Genomic DNA, 23,339 nt, shown 5'->3' with positions numbered 1-23,339 from the left:
AAACGCGAGATCTGGCCATGGCACTGTACCAGTTCCCTCTCCCTGTGGGAGAGGGAACTGGTGAGGGGATCAGCGACCGGCTTTTAGCTGCTGGAAGTAGGTCTCATACAGCGTACTGGTATCGCCCACATCGTTTTGCCATTCACCGTTCTCAATCACCGCATTATCTGGATACAGAGATTTGTCGTTGGCGATCTCCTTCGGCAACAGCTTTCTCGCGGCCAGATTGGGGGTAGGGTAACCGATGGTTTCCGCCACCTGTACTGCGATCTCCGGGCGTAGCAGGAAGTCGATCAGCTTCAACGCTCCCTCGACGTTCTTGGCATTCGCCGGAATAGCCAGGCTATCCATCCAGAAAATACCGCCTTCTTTCGGCCAGACGATCTCCAGTGGGGTACCAGCCTGGCGTGCGACATAGGCCGAACCGTTCCACACCATGCCCAGATCGACTTCGCCTTCCATATACGGATTGCCGGGGTTATCAGAGTTAAACGCCAGTACGTTTGGCATCAGCTTCTTGAGCTCGTTATAGGCAGCCTCGATCTGTTCAGGATCGGTGGTATTGCCCGAATAACCCAACTTGCGCAGCGCGACCTGGAACACTTCACGTGCATCATCGGTGAGCAACACGCGGCCTTTGTATTCCGGCTTCCACAGATCGGCCCAAGCGGTTACGGTATTGGCATCAATGGCATCCGTATTGACACCAATGGCGGTTGCGCCCCAGATATAGGGAATGGAGTAATCGTTGTTGGGATCGAACGGCTTGTGCAACAGGTTGGGATCGAGATCGTTAAAGTGGCTGAGTTTGCTTTTGTCGATCTTTTGCAGCATCCCTTCCTTGCTCATCTTGGCGATGAAATAGGTAGAAGGGACTACCAGATCGTACGCGCCGTCCCGGTAGGTTTTCAACTTGGCGTACATGCTTTCGTTGGATTCATAGGTGGAGTAAATCACCTTGATACCGGTTTCTTTGGTGAACTGTTCCAGCAGCCCCGGCGGGACATACTCGGTCCAGTTGTAGAAATAGAGCGTTTTGCCGTCGTCCGCGGCGTTTGCCGAGCCAAGGCTCAGTGCCATCATCCCGGCTGCGAGCAGATGTGACCACTTTTTCATGGTACGGATCCTTTAGCAGTGCGTGTTTTTACAGTATAGCGTGATGCGCCATACCCCAGAGAGCGGCCATTATAGGTGGCGTACCCAGTGGGGTAAAGGCGCTTATCCCATTGGCAAATCAGTGTTTTTGCCGATCGCGCAACAGCAGTTGGCTGGTCAGTACCAGCGCTAGCGATAACACCAGCAGAATGGTCGCCAGGGCGTTCACCTCAGGCGAAACGCCGACCTTCACCATCGAATAGATCTTCAAGGGCAAAATCTCGTAGCTTGGCCCGGTCACGAACGAAGAGACCACGACATCATCCATCGACAGCGTGAAGCTTAGCAGCCAACTGGCGGCAACGGCAGGCATCGCCAGCGGCAGGATGATTTTGCGCAGGATCACCATTTCGCTGGCACCCAGATCGCGTGCAGCCTCCAGCATCTTGACGTCAAAGCCCTTCAGGCGCGCATAGACGGTGACGACCACAAAGGGCAGGCAGAAGGTGATATGCGAAAACAGCAGCGACCAGAAGCCCAACGAGACCCCCAGCAGCATAAACAGCACCAGCAGCGAGATGGCCATCACGATATCTGGCGACATCATCACCACAAACAGCATGCCACCGACGAAGGGTTTCCCGCGAAAACGATAGCGATACAATGCCACCGCCGCCAAAGAGCCGATCATGGTCGCAAAGCTGGCGGAAAGTACCGCCATGGTCAGTGAATGCCCCGCGGCCTGCAACAGGCTGTCGTTGTTCATCAACATGCTGTACCAGTGGGTGGTGAAACCCTGCCAGTTGATGCCAAAGCGCGAGGTGTTGAACGAGTTAACGATCAGGATCACGATGGGAATATAGAGATAAGCGTAAATCAGGCTCATAAAGCCACCGCGCAACAGGCGTCCGATCATTCCAGTTCCCCCTTTTTGTTCAGCAGCTTGGCGGCCCGGTAATAGATCCACAGCATCAGCCCCATCACCAGCGTCAGGCAAATGCTGGTGGCGGCACCAAACGGCCAGTCACGGATATTCAGGAACTGGCTCTTGATGACGTTACCGATCAGCAGGTTTTTGGCTCCGCCCATCAAGTCGGCCACGTAGAACAGCCCCATAGCGGGCAGCAGCACCAACAGGCAACCGGCGATAATGCCTGGCATAGTCAGCGGAATGATGATGCGGATAAAGGTTTGCAGCTTGCTGGCCCCGAGATCGCGGGCCGCTTCCAGGCAGGATTTATCCAGCTTCTCCAGGCTGGAGTAGAGCGGCATCACCATAAATGGCAGCAAGATATAGACTAGCCCTAACACCACTGCGCCAGAGGTATACATAATGCGTAACGGAGTATCGATGATCCCGGCCCACAGCAAGAACTCATTCAGATAGCCGCGAGTGCTGAGAAACAGCTTCAGGCCATAGATACGGATCAGCGAGTTGGTCCAGAAGGGCACAATCAGCAGGAACAGCAGCAGCGGGCGCACCCTTTGCGGCAGGCGGGCCAGAATAAAAGCGAAGGGATAACCCAGCAGCAGGCAGCACAAGGTGGCGATCGCCGCCATGTTCAGCGAGTGCAGCATCACCTGGGCATACAGGGGATCAAACAGCCGGGTGTAATTATCCAGAGTGAACACCATCTGTACCAGATTGGCGTCGTCACGGGTGAGGAAACTGGTACCGATAATCATCAGATTCGGCAGAAAAACAAACAGCACCAGCCAGCCAACGGTGCCGCTGATCACCAGGTTTTGCAGCAAATTACGCGATTTCTTCATCGGCCAGCACTACCTCCCAGCTTGCAACCCAGGTTATCGCCATCTTTTGGTTTAACGAGTGGTCAAAGTCAGGATCGTCTTCATTGAAGAACTCGCTGACCATCACCATTTTACCGTTTTCCAGTTCAACTACCGACTCTAGCGTCATGCCTTTATAGTTGCGTTCGCGCACGTAGCCGATCAGGCCATCTATCTGCTCGCTGTCGTTCACCTCTTCGACGCGCAGATCTTCCGGGCGCAGCAGAACTTTCAGGGATTGCCCAGGCTCGACCGGGAGATCGGCGTAGATATCACACTCACGGCCTTCTACACGAGCGCGCACCCGCTGCGGATCGATACGATGTAGCACTACCGCATCAAAGATATTGATCTCACCGATAAAGCTGGCGACAAACAGGTTCTTGGGCTCTTCGTAGATTTCCCGTGGGGTACCGTCTTGTTCTATTCGCCCGTCGCGCATCACCACAATCCGATCGGACATGGTCAGAGCCTCTTCCTGATCGTGCGTGACGAACACAAAGGTGATGCCCAACTGGCGCTGTAGCGCTTTCAACTCGTTCTGCATCTGCTTGCGCAGCTTGTAGTCCAGTGCCGAAAGCGACTCGTCGAGCAGCAACAGTTTAGGTTTATTCACCACGGCCCGGGCAATCGCGACCCGTTGCTGTTGCCCACCAGACAGTTGATGCGGGCGGCGCTGAGCGAACTCGTCCAATTGCACCATGCGCAGGGCTTCCTCCACGCGCGGCGTTAACTCCGCCTCTGGGGTTTTCTGCATGCGCAGGCCAAAGGCGACATTTTCAAACACGGTCATATGGGGGAATAGGGCATAGGTTTGAAACACGGTGTTAACGTGCCGATGCTCGGCCGGGATGGCGGTGATGTCTTGCCCGTCGAGCACAATCTGCCCGTGGTCGGCATTTTCCAACCCGGCAATCAGCCGCAGCACGGTGGTTTTCCCGCAGCCGGAAGGGCCAAGCAGGGTGAGGAATTCACCATCGTTAATCTCAAGGTTGAGATCGCGGATGATCTCTTTGCCGTCAAAACTTTTACTCAGGGCGTTCAGTGTAACCAGAGAGGATCGTTCAGTCATTTTAGTGTCTCTATCCCGTACGGTGGTGCAGATAGAACCGCCGCTGGAAAAGACTGCGCGAGCTTACGGGAGTGACCCGTCAGGTACTGAAGCTCAAAGCCAGCGGCGCCGATCAAAAATTTAAGAGCGCGCATGATAGACGCTGAATCAGGTAATTGAAAGCCAAACAGCCCATAAGTCATGCCAATTGGCCGATTTTTGCGTCGGTAGTTACCCTATTAAACCATCACTTGCTTTAATGATTTGTGTTAAATCTGATTATTAATGACCTGTCTCAATATTTGATCCGGATCGGTTCCGCATAATGAAACGCGAAATTCTGAGGGCGGAACCATGGATAAACTACTAGATCGCTTTTTTAACTACGTCTCATTTGACACACAGGCTAAAGCGAACGTCAAACATGTGCCTAGTACCGAAGGGCAACTGAAGCTGGCGCGTGCGTTGCAACAGGAAATGATTGGGCTGGGGTTTGAACGGGTATCGCTAAGCGAACATGGCTGCGTGATGGGTACGCTGCCTGGCAATGTGAGCTGGCCAGTGCCAGCCATTGGCTTTATTTCTCACCTTGATACTTCACCCGATTTTTCGGGAAAGCATGTGACACCGCAGATAGTGGAAAACTATCGCGGTGGTGACATTGCCTTGGGCATTGGTGATGAAGTGTTATCGCCGGTGATGTTCCCGATCTTGCATCAGATGCTGGGGCAAACGCTGATCACTACCGACGGCAAAACGCTGTTGGGGGCCGACGATAAAGCCGGGATTGCCGAGATCTTGACCGCGATGGTGCGGCTAAAGCAGCAAAAAATACCTCACGGCGATATCCGCGTGGCGTTCACGCCGGATGAAGAAGTGGGCAAGGGAGCGCATTTCTTTGACGTTGCCGCGTTTGATGCCGCATGGGCTTACACCGTCGATGGTGGTGGAGTTGGTGAGCTGGAGTGTGAAAACTTCAATGCGGCAGCGGTGACGGTGAAAATCGTCGGTAATAACGTACATCCCGGCAGTGCCAAAGGGGTGATGGTGAACGCGTTGTCGTTGGCAACCCGTTTCCAACAGGCGTTACCCGCCGAGGAAACACCGGAGCATACTGAGGGGTATCAGGGCTTTTACCATCTCAACAGCATCAAGGGGAACGTTGAACGTGCCGAGATGCACTACATCCTGCGGGATTTTGAGCGTGAAGGTTTTGAGGCACGCAAGCGCAAGATGATTGAAGTTGCACAAAAAGTTGGCCGTGGGTTACCACGGGATTGCTACATTGAGGTGGCGATTGAGGATAATTACTACAACATGCGGGAGCAGGTGGCCGAGCATCCTCATGTGATCGAACTGGCACAGCAGGCGATGCGGGACTGCGATATTGAGCCGGTGATGAAGCCGATCCGCGGTGGCACCGATGGTGCACAGCTGTCCTTCAAGGGGCTGCCTTGTCCAAACCTGTTTACCGGCGGCTATAACTTCCATGGCAAGCATGAGTTTATTACGCTGGAAGGGATGGAGCAGGCGGTAGCGGTGATTATGCGCATTGCTACTCTGAGCGCCGAGCGCGCTAAACGGTAGTTTTTTGCTTTAACAAAGGCCCCTCACCCTAACCCTCTCCCAAAGGGCGAGGGGACCGAATGTGCTACCACTTGGCTTTGGTACTCAGCCTAGACCTCAACGGCGCTACAGATTAATTACTGTGTCAGACTACAACACCAAACCAGCGCCCTCTCCCAAAGGGCGAGGGGACCGAATGTGCTACCACTTGGCTTTGGTACTCAGCCTAGACCTCAACGGCGCTACAGATTAATTACTGTACAAGACTATAACGCCATACCAGCTCCTTCTCCCAAAGGGCGAGGGGACCGAATGTGCTACCACTTGGCTGTGGCACTCAGCCTAGACCTCAACGGCGCTACAGATTAGTTACTGTGTCAGACGACAACGCCATACCAGCTCCTTCTCCCAAAGGGCGAGGGGACCGAATGTGCTACCACTTGGCTTTGGCACTCAGCCTAGACCTCAACGGCGCTACAGATTAGTTACTGTGTCAGACGACAACGCCATACCAGCGCCCTCTCCCAAAGGGCGAAGGGACCGAATGTGCTACCACTTGGCTTTGGTACTCAGCCTAGACCTCAACGGCGCTACAGATTAGTTACTGTGTCAGACTACAACGCCAAACCAGCGCCCTCTCCCAAAGGGCGAGGGGACCGAATGTGCTACCACTTGGCTTTGGTACTCAGCCTAGACCTCAACGGCGCTACAGATTAGTTACTGTGTCAGACGACAACGCCATACCAGCTCCCTCTCCCTGCGGGAGAGGGTTGGGGTGAGGGGCGTCCTAGTCGTTAAAATACCAGTAACCGCTGTTGATTAACGCCGTCAGCAGGGCCAGGAACGACGGATCGTCCACCGCGTCGCCCAGCAAGGCGGCATCAACGCTGGCGTGCTGGCACAGCGCATCGGCGGCTTGCAGATGTTCGGTGTCGATTAGCTCACCGTTGACAAAGCATTGGTCGCCAACGCGCAGCACGCGTAGCCCACCCAAACGTTGTAATGGCTCACCCTGTTGCAGCAACTCATAGATTTCACCAGCCTGATAAGGCGGCTCTGGCGGCGCGATGTCCAGCTCGTGGCGCGATTGCGAAATAAACTCACCAAACCAGTTCTGGAAGTGCTCCGGCTGTTGCACCAGCTCCAGGATCATCCCGCGCAGCGCATCGACCTCATGGGGGAGAACCATCGCCGGATGATCGCGCAGTGCGATATCCGGATCGGTGTAACGTTTGCTGCCTAACTCGCGGGCCAGCACGTAGTCGGCATAGCCACTCACCATCTCGCGGCCATTCGGCGCGCGGAAACCGACGGAATAGTTGAGCGAATTCTCCAGCGAGTAGCCTTCATGCGGGAATCCCGGTGGGATATACAGAATATCGCCAGGCTCCATCTCTTCGTCAATAATGGCGTCAAACGGCTCAACCTGTAACAGGTCAGGGTGCGGGCAGTGCTGTTTCATCGGCACTTTTTCACCCACGCGCCAACGGCGGCGGCCAGTGCCCTGGATGATGAACACGTCATATTGATCGAGATGCGGGCCAACGCCGCCACCCGGTACTGAGAACGAAATCATCAGATCGTCCATGCGCCAGTCCGGCAGCTTACGGAACGGTTGCATCAGGGCACTGGAAGGCTGATGCCAATGATCAACGGCCTGCACCAGCAATGACCAGTTGTTCTCGCCCAGATGATCGAAGCTTTCGAACGGGCCGTGGCCAACCTGCCAGCGACCTTCCTGATGGCTCACCAGGCGGCTGTCCACCTCGTTTTCCATGGCCAACCCGGCCAGCTCATCCGGGGAAATCGGGTCGATAAAGTTGTTAAAACCACGCTTGATAATTACCGGGCGCTTTTGCCAATAGCGTTGCAAAAAGTCGTTCCAGTCGAGATCTAATTGGTAATCCATGTTCTATTCCAGGATAGAGTGAGCCTGCAGGGATTATAACGGAAGTTAGGCCCCGTGGGTCAACTTAATTTTGTTGTCCAGCTACATATCGTAAAGTCTACTAAAGCTGGATGTATAAAGGCTTTGAAGGAAAATGCAGTATTCTTACGGCTACTGAGGTAAACCTAAATCTACATGGAAATATGTATAGTTTTATGTATAGTTTCCGTCTCTACAGACACTTTATGCATCCGCCAGGAAAACTATACACATGCCGCCGCTTTCCGACCTTCAAATCAGGCGCGCCAAGCCTGAAGCCAAGACCTACAGTATAACTGACGGTTTTGGGTTGTCTCTCATTGTTGAACCATCCGGCTCGAAAGCTTGGCGTTTTCGCTACCGCTTTGCTGGAAAGGCGAAGATGATATCTTTGGGGACATATCCTCTAACCAGCTTAGCTGAAGCCAGAGAAAAACGTGACGAGATGAGAAAGCTTGTCATGGCAGGGCAAAACCCAAGCGACGTGCGAAAAGAAAATAAACGGGCACTTTTGTTGGAGCAGTCCAATACCTTTGAGGCAATTGCGAGAGAGTGGCATGCACGGAATGCTGAGCGGTGGTCTGCTGGTTACAGCAAAGACATGATGAATTCGTTTGAAAAAGATATCTTCCCCTATATCGGCCATCGTCCAATCAAAGATATTAAGCCTCTTGAGCTTCTCGATGCGTTATCGAGGATCGAGCGCCGAGGGGCCACCGAGAAAGTCCGCAAAGTCAGGCAGCGATGCGCTGAGGTTTGGAAATATGCCATTATTACCGGCAGAGCTGAATATAATCCCGCTCCAGACCTGTCCAGTGCTCTGCAACCTCATAAGAGCAGTAACTACGTCCATCTTAAAGCGAGTGAGTTACCACAGTTTCTACATTGCGTAGATGGCTACCGTGGAAGCGAGATAGCAAAATTTGCATTAAGGCTATTGGTTATGACTGGGCTGCGCCCTGGTGAGCTTAGGGGCGGGTTGTGGAGTGAAATTGACATGGATAACGCTCTTTGGGAAATCCCGCCAGAAAGAATGAAAATGCGACGGGGCCACATAGTGCCATTACCAAAGCAAGCGCTTGAAATTTTACACCGTGTTCATCCGATCAGTGGGAAGGGGAAATTTATATTCCCTGGCCGGGTAGGGAGCGACAAGTCGATAAGTGAAATGACAATGAATCTCCTTATCTATCGCATTGGTTACCGCGGGAGGGCAACTGGTCACGGCTTCCGGCACACAATGAGCACCATCTTGCACGAGCAGGGTTTTAACACCGCCTGGATCGAGCTACAGCTCGCGCATATCGATAAAAACCGCATAAGGGGCACCTACAACCACGCGCAGTACCTGGACGGGCGCAGAGAGATGCTGCAGTGGTACGCTGACTACATGGACACCATGGAACGCTTGTGAGCGGCCAGCCAGAGGAATGGCTTTGCTTTACCCCCCTTGCAAAAGTTTTTAGGTGGTTTTCGGTCTACCCGGTCTACCTAACCACCTTAAAGCCATACACCACAAGGCTTACAGACAGGTAGAGGGTATTTATTTCCCTTCTACCTACCTTCTACCTGATCTACCTAATTGATTATAACTTGTTGATTGTGGCGTTGCTGTATGGATAGCCAGTTGATAGACTCCAGTAGACGTTAAATGAATAGGCTATGTCTAGGTTCGCTACCGAAAACCCGTACACCTCTACGGACTGGCATAGCCGCTAAAATCTTAGAGGCGTGGGGTGGCGTGATGGAAAGTAATCGAGGACTAAAAAATATTCCCTCCGTTGATTATTGTCGAATATCTAGGGCGTCAGAAATTTTAGGATGCTCTGTGGAAGACATAATTTACTGGGCTGGAGAAAATAAAATTAAACTTTGTATGAAGCTGTATGATGCGAAAGGGAAGTTGTTAATACCTGCCATCTCGGATTCGGCAAAAATTTTGATGTTTCTCCTTGAAATGATGAGTGCTGTTAAGGTTGGTGATTTTATCCAGAGAGGAAATGAATATATCAAGCCTCATCCATTGATTGGCATTTTTCCTGAGCGTTCATTCTGTGTCGATACTGAGGAGCAGCTTGCGGAATTTGCAAATACTGTTTTTCATGGTGGCGGTTTTCCGGTGTCAGTAGATGGTTTGTGGGAGTTAGAATCAAGTCTGTTTCCATATTACGACTTTGATAATCCACCATTAATTGGCGGAGTTTCAGAGGAAATGCAAATGGCTGCTAAAATTTTTGAAGTGCTGGGCATGGATGTTGATCCAAACGCAATGTTGATGATAAAAAGCACATCTTTCAAAGCGAATCCAGCAGACTCTGAGGGAGAGCTTGGCGATTACTTGTTTATGGCTGACATCCAATCCAAACCAATTAAACTAACTCTTAATAATTTATACATTACAAGATCTCAAATTTTAAATATTTATGAGCACTTGCTTGGCGATTCAATGCAAAAAGCTATAAGTGCTAGCCACAAACCAGCAAAAATTACAGTTAAGCAATCTACGTTTGCAGTCGCTTTAATGAAAGAGCTCGGTTTAACTGAGAATGACCTAAAAGGAAGCATTACTGATTTACGTAGAAAGCTAGTGAGAGTAGCTCCGAGCGCTCCCGTTCCAGATGATGATAAATCTCTAATAGATTGGTTGCGAAAAGGAGGCGTAGACAGATAACTCCACGGAGTTTTCCAAAACTCCATATAAGATCATACAGCCTCTGTCATGCTCCCCCTGTTATTTCAACGTCTACACGCGACAATAGACAGAAACAGGGGTCTACATGCCACAAACAGCACAATCACTTATCCGCCTACCAGATGTCCAGCGCCGAACTGGTTACAGCAAAGCCTGGATCTATCGCCTCATGTCCCAGGGTAAATTCCCTACGTCCGTAAAGATCGGCACTCGTGCCATCGCCTTCGTTGAAAGCGAAATTGATGAGTGGGTCAATGAACGCATTGCTGAATCCCGCAAGGAGGTCGCCTGATAAAGAATACCAGGTGTTCATGTTTTGCGGGTGTTTGCGGTGAATTGCATCCAGTATTCACCGGCAGCAATCAAAAGCTTTAACGAGGGATAACCAATGAAACTGAAAAATACGGCCATCACTGGCCGGGGCTTCGCTCACCCTGAATTCGTTACCAGCGGTATTTTGGTAAATGGCTTGCCGATCGAGCTGGTTCGCCAATGGGCTGAGTACTGGACTAAGCAAAGTTTTGCTGTGTCGGTGCCAACTGAATTACGCCGCCAGTATTACCTGGATGATGCCGCGTTCGGTAAGGCCATGCGTGAGGCTGGTTACGTGCCGGTTCGTTCGAGGAAACTGACCGGCAAGAAGGAAAGCTTCTGGCTGTATCGCAAAACAGGAAACGATAAGGGGGTATGCCCAGTAGAAAAGCCTATAAACAATGAGTTATATCATGTTGTCCAAGTATCACAGAAGCCTCAGAAAGCCTTCAAGCCAGTGGCTGTCGATGGTCAATGGCTGTACGTGTATGACGACCACCTTCGGTTTCTGACCAAAAAGCGTCACCGTGTTGATGGTGTTCGCGTTCAGGGTTACACGGCTAAGGGTGTGCGCCTGGAGGTGCTGGGATGATGTCAATCAACTACGGGGTATGCCCAAAAGAAGCCGCACCCCACAAGGGCTACAGCGATTATGTCCAGCACACAAGCCCGATAATTTCGGGTCAGTTGCGGTCATCATTCAGTGGAGCACAAACTTTGCCGGTAACTTTTGGTTACTCACAAGCCTGGTACAACTCATTTGGAGTTGAGCAAACTTTGTGTGCCGATTTTATCGGTATGCAAATTGGCCGTAACTCGTTGATGGGGCTTAATTCCGGTGAATCCCCGGAATCGGCCAAACACGAACAGTATTCTGGTTCAGAAGCACCGACGAAATTCGTCACCACCTGTACACCTGGTATGCGAAAAATTTCTCACACCCCCGATCAGCGGATTGCAGGCAATGAAAAGGGCAGCACTGCGAATGCTACCCTTTGGGTTAACGCTGACGGTGATCAGTCGTTCTCTTGTTTGGCCTTCTTGCGTTGCCTGCGCTTGATCTCACCTTGCATGGCGGTAACGATGAACTGCCCCGTAGTCTCTCCATCTTCTTTTACTGACTCCATTGCTTCAACAACCTCATGCGGGGCGCGAGCCTGTACCTTTTGTGATTTTGCGTTAACTGCTTTCGTTGCCACAGATGAAATCTCCCTCGTTTGGTGGAGGACAGTATACACAAAATACAAACTGGTAAAATGCTTGACGTGCCTCCACCTTGAGAATAAAGTGGAGGACACCTTGATTCATTTAAGGTGCAAAAACAGCGAAGCCCAGAAGGACGGCAATCCTATCTGGGCCTCTAACCACAATGTTATCGGAGCTAACACTATGGCATGTCAACATAGTACCCAAACTCGCCCTAAATTTGTATGCATTTTCTTGGTTATTGCCAAGGAATTTCCTGTCTTGCATCCTGATGTGCTGCGTGTTGAGGCGGATACAGAAGACGAGGGCCGCGCAAAATTCGTCGGCTGGACTCTGATCTTCGCTGCCCAAATCCGCACTGAAGCACCTTGCCGCCTGCAATTATTCTCCACTGACGAAGGTTTCATGTGGGTTTACGAACAGCGCCAGACCGTAAAGGAGTCCAGCCATGCATAAACCTAACCAGATCCCCAATATCGCCGAGAGCTATTCCGCTCGCATCATGCTGACCATCGAGAACGGAAAGGTTACCAGTGAACGCATGATCGGCGACGGCGAAATACTAGCCACCATCGAAACTTTCATCGAACTGGCCCAACGCGCTGGCTGGCATGTGTCCCCGAACCGCCCAGAGCAGGAGGTTGCCAATGTCGCTTGAAAACGGACTCCCTGAAGCCTGTAGACAGGCAGACCAGCTTAACGCGCTGCTGCTGGCCATGAATATCGGCGCTGATGAACTCGACATCACAGATCTGAATACCCTCGTCACATTGGCGGTCGATCTGGCTGGTGGGCCTGCTTGTTGGCTAATGGAAGAACAGCGTCGCCGGGAGGGTGAAAATGTCGCATGAAATCACACTGAGCCAGGCAAAGGTTAAAGCTATCCAGCTGCATGCTTTGCTGTCTTCGTTGGCTGTCGCTGCTGATGTTATCGACTCTGACGAGGTAAAGACCTTGGCTGAAATGGCGCTCGATCTTGCGGCTGACTCTGTCTGCTGGCTAATGGAAGAAGCCCATCAAAGAGAGGTGAGCAATGCGTAATCTGGGTTCTCTCGATTTAATTGATGCTCTCAACAAAATCCAAGCATTGGCTGCCGCTGCCGGCTACCTAACGGCAAGTGAGAGGGAAAAGCAGCTGTGCCTTGAACTGCTCGATGTGATTGAGGATATCGCCCGCCGTGGCTCGGAGATTGAAAATGGCTAAGACCTACACCTATCAGGTGCAAGAAGACGTATTGCTTCACCTACAGCGGTCGCTGGATCTGCTGAGTTGTGCGCAGCTCATCATCAATTCTCAAGATGAGCAAATGCAGAAATACATCATGTCACTGGTGGATGTTGCCGAGGACTTCACACAGCGGGCCGCCAATGCGTTGGACTTTGGCGAGCAGCCACAAAATGAACAGGGGGTGTGCAATGGCTAAAAAAACTGAACTGGTGGCCGTTGAGGCCAAAGACCTGCAGATCATTGAGTATCGTGGGCAGCGTGCGGCGACCACCGAGCAGTTGGCGGCAGGGTATGGCACGTCGGCGATCCGTATTCAGCAGAACCACCATGAAAATAAATCTCGATTTATCGAGGGAAAGCACTTCTTCAAAGTGGTCGGGGCTGAACTCAACAATTTGCGACTAGTTTTAAACGAGTCACAAAATGGAGAGCAAATCTCCCCCAAGACACGCTCACTTATTCTCTGGACGGAACGCGGCGCAGCCAACCACGCGAAAATGTTGGAAACCGATCAGGCGTGGGAATACTACAACGATCTGACCGAGTTCTACTTTACCCGACGTGATGCCAAGGCATTACCGGCACCAGGGGAACTGTCCAAGCTGGAAATCATCCAGATAGCTCTCGAGTCAGAGAAAGGTCGTCTGGCCGAAAAGGAACGAGCGGATCACGCCGTGCGCACCAAATCGCAGATCAGCCGCAAACGCGAAGCCTCCGCCCTTGGGAAACTCAGTGCGGCCACTCGCAAATGCCGGGATCTGGAAGAACGTCTGGGTGAGAGCGTGAAGCATGCGACGATCACCAAGGTAGAGAAGAAAACTGGGGGTGAGTACAAGTTCGTGAAGTTGCGTCGCTGGTGTCGGGATCACGGTATTGAAGCGGTTGAAGTGCCGGATCCCCGTTATGGTAATGTGAAATCGTGGCCAGCAGGTGCATGGCTGGAGGTATTCGGCGTCAACCTGAGCGCTCTCTTCGGAGGTAAGGTATGAGCCATATCGAGCAGGTGTTAACCCAGGCAACGATGCAAGGGGAAGAAACGGAATCGCTTCTGTATATCCGCCAACACTCTGAAGCTGCGTATGAGGGCATTATTTCCGGCATGGGCGCTATAGGTAATATCGGTTTTTGGGCATGTAATAATGAAGATTATTGCGATAAGGATGCTCGCGCTGATCTATGCGCCCTGAGTGAAATGTTAACGCACCTTCCAGGCATTGTTGCTGCGCTTAGAAATAATGCGGAAACTGCCGACTTTAATATCAAGGAGCGAGAACGCAAAGCGAAGCGCTAACGTCTGACGTTAATTAATTATTCATTGTCAATTTAATACCGACTTAGGTCGAGGGATTTGCTCGGCCTGAATTCGGGAGGAATATTATATGCATCGCTCACTTGAATTAAATCGTAAGCATATTGCTGAGGCATTTGTTGAGTATTGCAAGCGTCGTAGTGGTGGACACCCGGTGTGCACTGTCATCGCTGGCGGCAAACCGGTGATCCTAGGTGACCTGACCGCAGGCGCTGTGCATAGGTGCCTAACGGACTGCTTTGAGGTGGAATGTTTCAAGACTTACGGGCAAGCCAACAGCCTCCAGCTACTGAGTTCTACCTACCCGGGTATGTTGAGTAAAGACAACAGCAAGCTGACCCCCGAAGGAATAGAGTTTATGGAAGGGTTAATGAGTAATGCTGTCGAAATTGCTTTAAAAAACCCTAAAGATAATACCCTTGGTCTGGAGATGTATTAATGAAAATTATTCCTGAAACTATTTATGCAGGTGAGTTTATTCTGGCTCCGGGTGTTTCTGATGATGGGTTGCCAGATATCTCTATTCATTCTCAGCATGGAAAGGTGTTTGTTGCGACAATATTGACGAAAGACATTCCCAAATGGATTAATGAACAAGAAAAGAGCACCGGTCTGTTAGATGCCGAGTTGATGGCATTTTGGGTTGGTCACATGGGTAACCCATCGGCAGACGATATGCTGCTGTTCTGGCGCTGGCGCTTTGTTGAATGCTGGCGTCACTATCAAACGGAAAAAGAAGGCAGACCGGTATTCACTCATGAAGCGAACGGCACATTGCATGTGCTGCCGATGTACCCGCGAGCAATGCGTTTTGCTGTAGCTAGTCATCTGGAAGGCGCGATGATTGAGCATCTTGGCGCAGAAGAAGGGATAAAGGCGGCGCTGACCATGTATGCGCACATGGTGGCACCGCCAAACACTGACCAATGGTTAACGACAATGGGCATTGAAGCCACCGAACGGCTAAAGCTGGTGTTTTTTGAGGCCGTAGATCATCTTGCCAATGGCACGTTTGAAGCGGAGGCCTTTCACTGATGCGTAATATCGAATTGATCCGCGAGGTCAAGCGCCGTGCTGCTGGCGAGTGGTTTAACCTGCTTCAGCAGTGCAGTGTCGATACGCCGAACAAGGGGCATCACGGCCCCTGCCCGATCTGTGGTGGAACCGATCGCTTTCACTTCATTGACGACCATGATGGCGGGGAATGGCACTGCCGCCAGTGTGACGCTCCAAACCACGGTGACGGGCTCGATCTTGTGTCCAGGTCGAACGGTATCACCGTTACCGAAGCTGCCGAAATGATAGCTGGCCTGCTGGGTATTGTTGACCGGTCAACAGAATTTATCCAACAGAGTCCCACAATCGTACAACGGAAACCTGTAGCAGAGGCGAGTGGTGAGGTCGTGGGCAAACCTATTGCTGAACGGGTTGCTGCGTTATTGGCAAAAACGCACTCAGGCCACGCTGAGTACCTTGCTAAAAAGGGGCTTCCAAGCTCCCACGAAGCCCTGCTGGATGATGGTTCGATGGTGTTGGTGTTGCGTTCCATTGAGGGAGTGGTGACCGGTGCGCAAATTATCAAGCCGTCTGGTGAGAAACGATTGCTGACAGGCACCAAAAAGAAAGGGGCATTTATCGCGTTGTCGCCGTTGCCTGAGCAGGTTGAAACGGTGGTGATCTCCGAAGGTAACGCCACCAGCGTTACAACAGCGTTACTGATTCCTGATGCGGTGAATGTTGCCGCCATTGACGCAGGAAACCTTCTATCTGTGGCTCAGGCGTTCAGCGAAACTTTCCCGGATGCTCGGATCATTATTGCCGCTGATAACGACTGGCACGACCCCGGGGAACTCGATGAACACGGTAAGCCCAAGGTTAACGCTGGCAAGCTGGCAGCGGAGAAGACAGCAGCAGCCATGAATGGCTGGATCTCGCTCCCTCCAGGAGAGGTTAAGGCTGACTGGGACGACTTCCGGCAACTGTACGGCGTGGAAGCTGCGCGTCAGGCATTCAACGAAGGCTTACACCAGCCTGGAGGTAAAAAAGTGAAAGCAACGGTCACGGTTCTTAATGGTGGAAGAAACGAGCGCCGCCCCGAGCTCCATCAAATGGCCGCCAGCCAGCGCGGTGAGCTTTTGGCCAGACGGTACGGCAAAATTGCCGTTAACCCAGAAAGTGAGGGTGTTTCGTACTATGACGGAGCCGCGTGGGTGCGCGTGTCAGATGTAGAGCTATGCCGAGAAATGGCCGCTATCTTCATCGAGAACAACACCCCCTTTTCCGATCGGGGTATTGATGCGGCAGTGAAGGCCATGAAGTTACAGATCCCGGTAATGGAGCAGCAGCCGGATCACCTCATCGGGTTTTCCAACGGTGTTTATGATCTGTCTGAAGGCGCATTCCGCCCACACCATCCCGGTGACTGGCTGCAAAACCATAATGGTATTGAGTACACAGCGCCTGTTGTTGGTGAGAACCTTCCCACCCATGCACCTTGCTTCTATCAGTGGTTGAGCCATGCCGCGGGAAATGACGAAGACAAAATGGCGCGAATTCAGGCAGCCCTGTTTATGGTGCTAGCCAAGCGTTATGACTGGCAGATGTTTCTGGAGGTCACCGGAGAGGGGGGCAGCGGTAAGAGTGTCTTTGCTCATGTGGCGACACTGCTGGCCGGTGAGCACAACACTGCCAGCGGCAATATGTCAGCCCTAGACACCGCCAGAGGCAGAGCGCAATTCGTTAACAGTAACCTGATCCTGCTGCCTGACCAGCCTAAATATGTGGGTGAGGGTACTGGCATCAAGGCAATCACTGGCGGGGATGCCGTAGAGATTGACGGTAAGTATGAGAAGCAGTTCAGCATGGTGATCAAGGCTGTGGTGATGGCGACGAATAACGAGCCGATGGCCTTTACCGAGCGTAATGGCGGCATTTCACGGCGTAGAGTTATTTTCCCATTCAACAACCAGGTAAAAGACGTGGATAAAGACCCTGACCTGAGCAAAAAAATCAGTTTGGAACTCCCTGTGATAATTCGCCACCTGCTGGCGCTTTTTGCCAACCAGGACAAAGCCAAGCGGCTGCTACTCGAGCAGCGGTCATCATCTGAGGCGCTGGTGGTCAAGCGAGTGACAAACCCGGTCATCGCGTTGTGCGCATCGCTCAGTTTTCTGGAGGAACCGAGAGGCTTGATGATGGGCGGTGGCAAGTGTGCCCTGCCGGAGCCGCGACGCTACCTTTACCACCTTTACAAAGAATATCTGGAGTATCAGGGGCTGGGTAAGCCGATGAGCGTTGAGAACCTGAGCAAGGCCATGAAGGAGGCTGCAGCAGAATATCAGCAGGAATACAAAACTCGAAAAGTGAAGGGGGTGACCCAGACGAACGTCGAGATCACCGAATTGGTGAATGAGTTTTTACCCCACGTCTACGGACGGGAAATACCCTAACCACTTTTGCAAATTTGGCCTAGCTGATCATGAGGAACTCAAAATGAATGGAACCGAGAGCAAATTAGAATATTTAGAAGTCATTCCGGCGCAACAGGGATGGTTCATTCGCCGGGAAGTGGTGGGCGAAGATGGCGAGGAAATAGAGCTTGAACCTATCGCCGCGTGGCAGCGTGTTCGGGGTGATACAGGATTGGCACCGGCAAAAATTGTGGGCAAGGAAATGCTGTTGCCCATCGTGTCTGGTGGGGATTTCTGCTACCCGTTGCGGCATCCGTGCGGCGCGGTAATCTTTATGCCGTTGGAGTTTGTCACACCTATTGGCCAAACCGGCATGTATCGCCCAAGGCAATTCTGACATGTGCGGCTAAAAAGCACTGATGATTATGGCGGTCACTCTGATCGCCTTTATCAACTTGAACACAGGGTGTGCAAATGACAAAGGAACAGAAAGCAGAAATCCTGCGCTTAAAGCGTGAGGGTAAGGGTTACAAAACTATATCCCGGATCACTGGCGTAAATATTAACACGGTGAAGACGACCTGCCGCCGATCCGGACAGTTTAGGGATAACCCTGAACATCGGGTGCTCTTTAGTATTCCAGAGCGTCAATACGGCACATTGGTTGCCATACCGAAACCGCTACCACCTCAACGGTCAATAACAGGACATAAACAGACAGATGCTTATCTGTGGGTGCTGGAAGTTATTAAGACTGGAGAACCGGCGCATATCGCAGCGGCAGAAGAAGCACTGAAGAAACTGAAAATCACCCCCAAGCAGGCACAGGAACGCTATACCCAGCACCTTCAGAGCCAGGGCGCTGGATGGACTGCCATCTTCTCTACCATGTGGATGGATGACCCCCAGCACCATATCAATGCGGCCAGGCAACAGTATGAGAAGGCGGGGACTGTTCGCGGCGTGTTTGGCCGCCTTGAGTCAGCCTTCGATCCGGTCAGTGCCGAACTTCTTATTGAGGCCAGGTACGGGCCGTATCAAGAGATTTACTGCGATTACATGTCCAATGATCGGGAGAAATTCACTTTCATTGATGTGCTCCCGGAGCCTTTCACGCTAAGTGATGTGGTGAGGGAAATCCAGTATTGGGACTGGCTAGCGTCAATGCGTGGTGGTGCGCACAAAGAGCTTTACCCCGATGAATACTCCCACGAAGACACGCACCTTTGGGATCGTGAGCAATACCTTGATGGCCTATTGGAAGCGATAAAACCCATAACCCAAGGGGAGGCGCTGGAGGTGCTGAAATGGTATCTCAAATACCCTCGGTATCAGGATATGAACGCAGACAGTGACGGGGTATATCTCAACCTGATTGGTGTGCATGAGGTGGCTTAATTTGCGTTTCATAAAATGCAATGAAAGTGAATTTAATTGCAATTAATGCAATAATGAGCACATCAATTCGATGACGATTAGGGCTGAGAAAATGAGTCTAGAAGCGTCACTAAAACATTTCAGCGCCCAGGGGCTGACCATTACCGACACACCAAACGGCACCAGCACCGACCGGGTGACGGGTACCGATGTCATGGCGGCCCTCGGCGTGGTTCAATCAAAGGGAGCGAGCAATGCGTGACATTCAAATGGTACTCGAACGGTATGGCGCATGGGCGGCCAATGAAGGAGCCGGTGTGGGTTATTCGCCGATCGCTGGTGGGTTTAAAGGGCTGTTACCGGCATCAGGAAAATCTCGGCCCAGCTGCTGTGACGATGATGGACTTATTATTAATTCAGCAGTGGCTTGCCTCAAGAAAAAAGACCCGTACCTTTGCACGTTACTGGAGTGGAATTACGTTCTCCGCATACCGGTGCGTACTATTGGGGACAAGTTGGGTATTTCCCACACGCAGGTATTGAAGCGACTACAGGCGGCAGAGGGCTTTATTGACGGCTGTCTCGCGACGCTGAATGTGCCCCTCGAAATGGATCGGTATTGCCAGAAAGAGAACGTCTATCCGCCAGCAATAAAAAGGCTTGTGGAATTCCAAAAGGCTGGTTAATCTGATAAGAGTGGTTACTTCGCCACACAGCTTACCATCGAAACCCTGCCAATAATACGGCGGGGTTTTGCGTTTACATCCCTTTGTGTGAGCGTAATAAATCTTTCTATCTTATGAGTTTCTTTGCTAGTTTATTGCTCTCTGCTGTGGATACCCATAAGGAATAAAGCATGAAAAGGGTTCGGATAGGATTTGTAATTGGCTTACCGGCTTTGTTGCTAGTTATTGCCACATCGCTGTCAGGGTGCGTGAAAACAGAGTCTGTGGTTAAAACCACTCCATCCGGAAACGATGTTGATGATCTTTTGGCTCCCCTCAGCGGCGGCAGGCCTAATTCAGCCGTAGTTGGGGTTGAAAAGGAGTATGCCGCGCAGATTCAGGTCGCTATTCAACGCAATTTTTACGATGTCAGTTCATATGCTGGTAAGCAATGCGATTTGAGAATCAAACTAGCTCCGAATGGTATGCTTTTGGATGTCCAAGCGGTAGATGGCGATCCTGCACTTTGTCGTGCGGCTATAAAGGCAGTAGCGAATACCACTTTTCCCAAACCTCCATCACAAGTTGTTTATAGTGCTTTTAAAAATTTCACACTGGACTTCAGGCCCATGGCTGCTGAGTGATAAAACCATCGGCCATTTAGCTCAATTGGTTACCGAACCTAAATTTAATTGGTAGTAGCGGTCTCAGTCGCAAATCGTATCAGGATGGCGGTCGGCACAATCTGTGATAGGGCCACTACGCCACGTTGACCACAATCAATGCTATTCATATGTATTTAATTTTGAATAAAAAATAGCCAAATTACTATCTGTTACTGGAGATAGGCGTAGGCTGGCCAGGTAAATAAGTGATTTCCCTGTTAGACAGGACAATGTTGCCTGCAGCCTGTGTCTGTGTGGGCATTTTTTTGCACACAAACACATGATTTAGCGCCGGGAAAAACGGTACCCATTCTAAGCCCAGGCTAACCGCTGAGGCTTTTCACATTAGGTTAGGGCTGCGCAAATGCGTGGCCTTTTTTATTTCTACCGCCCGGCGTTCGCTGAGCGAACAAAGGAGATCATCAATGACGTTACCTGTATCGAGGGCAACGGAGACTGCGGTAGTTGGCGGTGCCACTATCATTGGCCTGCTGTCTGGGCCGGATGCTGCTGATGTGTTTATCGGCGCATTCATCGGCTCAGTGATTTTTGTGATCAGCGCCAAAGACTACCCGCTACTTATCCGTGTGCTGCTGTGCCTGGTGTCGTTTGTCGTGGGGTTAATTTCCTGTGACTTCTTCGCCTCACTAATCTCTGCATTTCTTCCGGGCAGTGTAAGCACCAGCAGGATGATCGGGGCAATAGTCAGTTCCGCCGTTTCAGTACGCCTGCTGATGGCGTTGACGCAGCGAGCATCCGATCCCGACGTATTAAGAAGGGGGCCACATGACTAGCGTACAAATGTTACTGATGATCGTTAATGGCCTGTCATGTGGCTTGATGTCTGCGCGCATGCTGGGGTACCGCCGAAACGGTGCCAGGTTCAGCCGTTCAGCATCGCTTCTTGCCTATCTCATTATTATTGCCAGCGGCACGGTTGCTATCCGTATTGCCTTCGGTGAGTACGTGGTTATCGATCCTGCTGAAACCCTTCTCAACGTTACGCTCTGCATTGCGGTATTCCGTTCGCGGGGCAATGTGTCACATCTGTTCTATGGGGAGCGGTCGCAATGAATAATTTAAAGACGAGCCAGCGCGGCATTGCACTCATCAAAAGCTTTGAAAGCCTGGAACTGAAAGCCTATCCAGACCCCGCTACGGGTGGTAAGCCCTGGACAATTGGCTGGGGCCACACGAAAGGCGTTAAGCCTGGTGACCGCATCACCGAGCAGCAGGCTGAGGCGTCACTAACCGAAGATTTGGCGGTGTTTGAACTGACGGTTAATTCCGCCGTAAAGGCTCCGATCACTCAGAACCAGTTTGATGCGCTGGTATCGCTAGCATTCAACATTGGCGGCCCTAATTTTGCAGGTTCTACGCTGGTTAAAAAGTTGAATGTTGGTGATCCAATAGGCGCTGCTGACCAGTTCCCGCGTTGGAAGTTTGCCAATGGTAAAGAGATGCGTGGCCTTGTGAGGCGCCGAGCGGCAGAGCGGGAGCTATTCCTATCATGAGCCTGGCTGCGTCAATCAAGTTTGCAAAAGGCCATTGGCAGTTGCTGGTAGTCCTGTTCCTCGTTGCGTTGCTGTTTGGCATGAACCAGCGTATCGATGCTTTGAATGCCGACATAGGCCAGTACCAGAAAGATAACGATGAGCTGAGCACTGCATTGACCGGGCGGGATAAAACGATCAATTCGCTTAAAGGTGCCGCCGATGCTGATCGCCGCGTTACCGAGGAACAACTGAAAATCGAGCAGCAGAAGAGGGCTAAGGCTGATGTTGAAAACAGAACGTTACGCGAAGCGCTGGAGCATAGCGACTGTAGCAATCAGCGCCTGCCTGATTCTGCTATCGACATCCTGCGCAGAAAGGCCTAAGACCGCACCGGAACTGCAACTGCTCTACGTGTTCCCGCCCGCTGTACTGCTCCAGCAATGCGAACAAACCTCATTTACCGGTACCACGTTTGGCGATGCTGTCATAGCGCTGCATGTAGCCCTGAGCGAACTGGGCGTGTGCGCATCGCGCATTGATGGGCTGATGAAGTGGCAACGGAAAAACGTGAAAAATTAGCATTATAGTAGAAATTCGCTGAACGCCGCTGATAGTGCTTTATACGGAAAGGTATCGTGGCTATTATTCCTCGTAAATAAAAGGAGGAATAACCATGGTTCAAGTTGTTGTGAATACAAAGGAAGAACTGGAGCGTGCCAAGAAAAATAAAGCTGAATATATTATTGTTGAGGGCGAATTAGCCAATAAACTCCAGAAGGGAAAAAAGGTGGCGAAAGCCAGTGGAGTGTCCCTCGCAGTCTTAACCGCAGCGTTTGTAGCTACGCCTTTCACTGGTGACATATCTATGTTTGCGGCGACTCCAATTGCAGTTATGTCAGGCTTTGAGATTGCTGCAATTATCGCGGCAGCATCAATAGGCCTCACCTTGCTCATAGCCATTTTTAAAGACTATGAAGAAATAGAGGCTGGTAAGGGAACATTGAAATTGAAAAGACGCCAAAAGGATTAAGGCTAAGAAGTATCTATAAACAACCACTAGTATCCACTGGTGGTTGTTTAATGCCATCATATTGAGCAGGCCCATCGTGATGGCGTTGAGGAAACGTAGATAAGAACTAGGAGTTTTTTAGGTGTTGCCAATTGCTTTTTCTATCGCCTCTACAAAACGCTCACTTCTTCCAGAGTCGCCTGCAAACTTCTTATACATTTCGTCAATACTATCGTATTCAAAATTGTAACGTTTTGAGGGGTCTTTAGGCGGAATGGGGAAAATCACACTCCCTGGCTCCACCAATGGGGTAGGTGATGCATCTGGAGAGTAATCTTTAGCTTTAACTCTAACTGAGTATTCGCCTTCGATTTCATCATCAACAAACCACTCGATTGTTATGTGATCGCCCAAAACATCACCGTCAAAAATTGTTGTCCAAGTCATTTATTAACCTTTTTAATGAAATTGTTATAGCACTCACCGACAAACAAGAAATACTCTGTCACGAGTACTTCTTGATGTAAATGCCTTGCTAGC

General features: G+C 51.1%; 32 protein-coding genes and 1 pseudogene. 26 read left to right on the top strand and 7 right to left on the bottom strand.

Going from position 1 to position 23,339, the window contains the following annotated elements:
• Positions 1-69: 69 nt before the first annotated feature.
• The 4 genes from potD to potA form a co-directional block, all read right to left on the bottom strand.
• Positions 70-1,116 carry a spermidine/putrescine ABC transporter substrate-binding protein PotD gene (gene potD, locus N6G83_RS16465; RefSeq protein ID WP_024531137.1) on the bottom strand — a complete coding sequence of 349 codons (1,047 nt, stop codon included), beginning with the start codon at positions 1,114-1,116 and terminating at the stop codon, positions 70-72.
• A 118-nt stretch (positions 1,117-1,234) separates the two neighbouring features.
• The gene (gene potC / locus N6G83_RS16460) at positions 1,235-2,011 is read right to left on the bottom strand and encodes a spermidine/putrescine ABC transporter permease PotC (RefSeq protein WP_074031335.1); all 777 of its coding nucleotides are present in this window, start codon (positions 2,009-2,011) and stop codon (positions 1,235-1,237) included.
• Positions 2,008-2,868: a spermidine/putrescine ABC transporter permease PotB gene (potB, locus tag N6G83_RS16455; RefSeq protein ID WP_024531135.1), complete on the bottom strand. Its 861-nt coding sequence runs from the start codon at positions 2,866-2,868 to the stop codon at positions 2,008-2,010. Before potB ends, potC begins: the two co-directional genes overlap by 4 nt.
• Positions 2,852-3,958 (bottom strand): spermidine/putrescine ABC transporter ATP-binding protein PotA, encoded by a 1,107-nt coding sequence (gene potA, locus N6G83_RS16450; protein WP_211135727.1) that lies wholly within the window; start codon positions 3,956-3,958, stop codon positions 2,852-2,854. The genes potB and potA overlap by 17 nt, the downstream gene beginning before the upstream one ends.
• A 333-nt stretch (positions 3,959-4,291) precedes the next feature.
• On the opposite strand from potA, the gene pepT reads away from it, so the two are divergent.
• The gene (pepT, locus tag N6G83_RS16445; RefSeq protein WP_024531133.1) at positions 4,292-5,524 is read left to right on the top strand and encodes a peptidase T; all 1,233 of its coding nucleotides are present in this window, start codon (positions 4,292-4,294) and stop codon (positions 5,522-5,524) included.
• A gap of 766 nt (positions 5,525-6,290) precedes the next feature.
• On the opposite strand, the gene N6G83_RS16440 is transcribed toward pepT, so the two are convergent.
• Entirely contained in the window at positions 6,291-7,412 is a 1,122-nt protein-coding gene (locus N6G83_RS16440; RefSeq protein ID WP_021804690.1) for a cupin domain-containing protein, read from the bottom strand.
• Between the two features lie 250 nt (positions 7,413-7,662).
• Between N6G83_RS16440 and N6G83_RS16435 the strand changes: the two genes are divergently transcribed.
• The 4 genes from N6G83_RS16435 to N6G83_RS16420 all read left to right on the top strand — a co-directional run bounded on the left by N6G83_RS16435 (position 7,663) and on the right by N6G83_RS16420 (position 11,026).
• Positions 7,663-8,844, top strand: coding sequence for a tyrosine-type recombinase/integrase (locus tag N6G83_RS16435; protein WP_211135375.1), 1,182 nt, complete (start codon positions 7,663-7,665; stop codon positions 8,842-8,844).
• Between the two features lie 414 nt (positions 8,845-9,258).
• Entirely contained in the window at positions 9,259-10,101 is an 843-nt protein-coding gene (locus tag N6G83_RS16430; RefSeq protein ID WP_211135377.1) for a hypothetical protein, read from the top strand.
• Positions 10,102-10,207: 106 nt separating this feature from the next.
• Complete coding sequence (locus N6G83_RS16425) at positions 10,208-10,414, top strand: AlpA family transcriptional regulator (RefSeq protein WP_211135379.1); 207 nt, start codon at positions 10,208-10,210, stop codon at positions 10,412-10,414.
• Positions 10,415-10,510: 96 nt separating this feature from the next.
• Complete coding sequence (locus N6G83_RS16420; RefSeq protein WP_211135381.1) at positions 10,511-11,026, top strand: hypothetical protein; 516 nt, start codon at positions 10,511-10,513, stop codon at positions 11,024-11,026.
• Positions 11,027-11,450: 424 nt separating this feature from the next.
• On the opposite strand, the gene N6G83_RS16415 is transcribed toward N6G83_RS16420, so the two are convergent.
• A complete protein-coding gene (locus N6G83_RS16415) occupies positions 11,451-11,633 on the bottom strand; it encodes a YlcI/YnfO family protein (protein ID WP_248006608.1) in 183 nt (60 codons plus the stop codon).
• A gap of 190 nt (positions 11,634-11,823) precedes the next feature.
• On the opposite strand from N6G83_RS16415, the gene N6G83_RS16410 reads away from it, so the two are divergent.
• The 21 genes and pseudogenes from N6G83_RS16410 (at position 11,824) to N6G83_RS16310 (ending at position 22,820) form a co-directional block, all read left to right on the top strand.
• Positions 11,824-12,096 (top strand): host cell division inhibitor Icd-like protein, encoded by a 273-nt coding sequence (locus N6G83_RS16410; RefSeq protein ID WP_248006610.1) that lies wholly within the window; start codon positions 11,824-11,826, stop codon positions 12,094-12,096.
• The gene (locus tag N6G83_RS16405; protein WP_211135385.1) at positions 12,089-12,298 is read left to right on the top strand and encodes a hypothetical protein; all 210 of its coding nucleotides are present in this window, start codon (positions 12,089-12,091) and stop codon (positions 12,296-12,298) included. The genes N6G83_RS16410 and N6G83_RS16405 overlap by 8 nt, the downstream gene beginning before the upstream one ends.
• Positions 12,288-12,491 carry a hypothetical protein gene (locus tag N6G83_RS16400; RefSeq protein ID WP_211135387.1) on the top strand — a complete coding sequence of 68 codons (204 nt, stop codon included), beginning with the start codon at positions 12,288-12,290 and terminating at the stop codon, positions 12,489-12,491. Before N6G83_RS16405 ends, N6G83_RS16400 begins: the two co-directional genes overlap by 11 nt.
• Positions 12,481-12,681, top strand: coding sequence for a hypothetical protein (locus tag N6G83_RS16395; protein WP_211135389.1), 201 nt, complete (start codon positions 12,481-12,483; stop codon positions 12,679-12,681). Before N6G83_RS16400 ends, N6G83_RS16395 begins: the two co-directional genes overlap by 11 nt.
• Positions 12,674-12,844, top strand: coding sequence for a hypothetical protein (locus N6G83_RS16390; RefSeq protein ID WP_211135398.1), 171 nt, complete (start codon positions 12,674-12,676; stop codon positions 12,842-12,844). The genes N6G83_RS16395 and N6G83_RS16390 overlap by 8 nt, the downstream gene beginning before the upstream one ends.
• Positions 12,837-13,064 carry a hypothetical protein gene (locus tag N6G83_RS16385; protein WP_260523997.1) on the top strand — a complete coding sequence of 76 codons (228 nt, stop codon included), beginning with the start codon at positions 12,837-12,839 and terminating at the stop codon, positions 13,062-13,064. The genes N6G83_RS16390 and N6G83_RS16385 overlap by 8 nt, the downstream gene beginning before the upstream one ends.
• Entirely contained in the window at positions 13,057-13,857 is an 801-nt protein-coding gene (locus N6G83_RS16380) for an ORF6N domain-containing protein (RefSeq protein ID WP_211135402.1), read from the top strand. Before N6G83_RS16385 ends, N6G83_RS16380 begins: the two co-directional genes overlap by 8 nt.
• The gene (locus tag N6G83_RS16375; protein WP_211135404.1) at positions 13,854-14,159 is read left to right on the top strand and encodes a hypothetical protein; all 306 of its coding nucleotides are present in this window, start codon (positions 13,854-13,856) and stop codon (positions 14,157-14,159) included. Before N6G83_RS16380 ends, N6G83_RS16375 begins: the two co-directional genes overlap by 4 nt.
• Positions 14,160-14,247: 88 nt before the next feature.
• Positions 14,248-14,616, top strand: a complete 369-nt coding sequence (locus N6G83_RS16370; RefSeq protein WP_211135406.1) for a hypothetical protein — start codon at positions 14,248-14,250, stop codon at positions 14,614-14,616.
• Positions 14,616-15,212: a hypothetical protein gene (locus N6G83_RS16365; RefSeq protein WP_211135408.1), complete on the top strand. Its 597-nt coding sequence runs from the start codon at positions 14,616-14,618 to the stop codon at positions 15,210-15,212. Before N6G83_RS16370 ends, N6G83_RS16365 begins: the two co-directional genes overlap by 1 nt.
• Positions 15,212-17,626, top strand: a complete 2,415-nt coding sequence (locus N6G83_RS16360) for a primase-helicase zinc-binding domain-containing protein (RefSeq protein WP_211135410.1) — start codon at positions 15,212-15,214, stop codon at positions 17,624-17,626. Before N6G83_RS16365 ends, N6G83_RS16360 begins: the two co-directional genes overlap by 1 nt.
• 43 nt (positions 17,627-17,669) lie before the next feature.
• The gene (locus N6G83_RS16355; protein ID WP_161714011.1) at positions 17,670-17,984 is read left to right on the top strand and encodes a hypothetical protein; all 315 of its coding nucleotides are present in this window, start codon (positions 17,670-17,672) and stop codon (positions 17,982-17,984) included.
• Between the two features lie 77 nt (positions 17,985-18,061).
• Positions 18,062-18,985: a hypothetical protein gene (locus tag N6G83_RS16350; RefSeq protein WP_211135412.1), complete on the top strand. Its 924-nt coding sequence runs from the start codon at positions 18,062-18,064 to the stop codon at positions 18,983-18,985.
• A gap of 91 nt (positions 18,986-19,076) precedes the next feature.
• Positions 19,077-19,208, top strand: a pseudogene (locus N6G83_RS16345) (antitermination protein); the annotation flags it as partial.
• Between the two features lie 10 nt (positions 19,209-19,218).
• Positions 19,219-19,650, top strand: coding sequence for an antiterminator Q family protein (locus tag N6G83_RS16340; RefSeq protein WP_211135414.1), 432 nt, complete (start codon positions 19,219-19,221; stop codon positions 19,648-19,650).
• 170 nt (positions 19,651-19,820) lie between these two features.
• Positions 19,821-20,273 (top strand): cell envelope integrity protein TolA, encoded by a 453-nt coding sequence (gene tolA, locus N6G83_RS16335; RefSeq protein WP_211135416.1) that lies wholly within the window; start codon positions 19,821-19,823, stop codon positions 20,271-20,273.
• Between the two features lie 446 nt (positions 20,274-20,719).
• A complete protein-coding gene (locus N6G83_RS16330) occupies positions 20,720-21,088 on the top strand; it encodes a putative holin (protein WP_021805906.1) in 369 nt (122 codons plus the stop codon).
• The gene (locus tag N6G83_RS16325; RefSeq protein ID WP_248006609.1) at positions 21,081-21,368 is read left to right on the top strand and encodes a phage holin family protein; all 288 of its coding nucleotides are present in this window, start codon (positions 21,081-21,083) and stop codon (positions 21,366-21,368) included. The genes N6G83_RS16330 and N6G83_RS16325 overlap by 8 nt, the downstream gene beginning before the upstream one ends.
• Positions 21,365-21,808 carry a lysozyme gene (locus tag N6G83_RS16320; protein ID WP_211135418.1) on the top strand — a complete coding sequence of 148 codons (444 nt, stop codon included), beginning with the start codon at positions 21,365-21,367 and terminating at the stop codon, positions 21,806-21,808. Before N6G83_RS16325 ends, N6G83_RS16320 begins: the two co-directional genes overlap by 4 nt.
• Complete coding sequence (locus N6G83_RS16315) at positions 21,805-22,173, top strand: DUF2570 family protein (protein ID WP_211135420.1); 369 nt, start codon at positions 21,805-21,807, stop codon at positions 22,171-22,173. The genes N6G83_RS16320 and N6G83_RS16315 overlap by 4 nt, the downstream gene beginning before the upstream one ends.
• Positions 22,174-22,463: 290 nt before the next feature.
• Complete coding sequence (locus N6G83_RS16310; RefSeq protein ID WP_211135422.1) at positions 22,464-22,820, top strand: hypothetical protein; 357 nt, start codon at positions 22,464-22,466, stop codon at positions 22,818-22,820.
• Positions 22,821-22,937: 117 nt separating this feature from the next.
• On the opposite strand, the gene N6G83_RS16305 is transcribed toward N6G83_RS16310, so the two are convergent.
• The gene (locus tag N6G83_RS16305; RefSeq protein WP_211135424.1) at positions 22,938-23,246 is read right to left on the bottom strand and encodes a hypothetical protein; all 309 of its coding nucleotides are present in this window, start codon (positions 23,244-23,246) and stop codon (positions 22,938-22,940) included.
• Between the last annotated feature and the right edge of the window lie 93 nt (positions 23,247-23,339).

Source organism: Serratia sp. PL7 (genome assembly GCF_945957435.1).
Note: the sequence above shows the minus strand (reverse complement) of the source record. Positions and strands in the feature narration are given on the sequence as shown.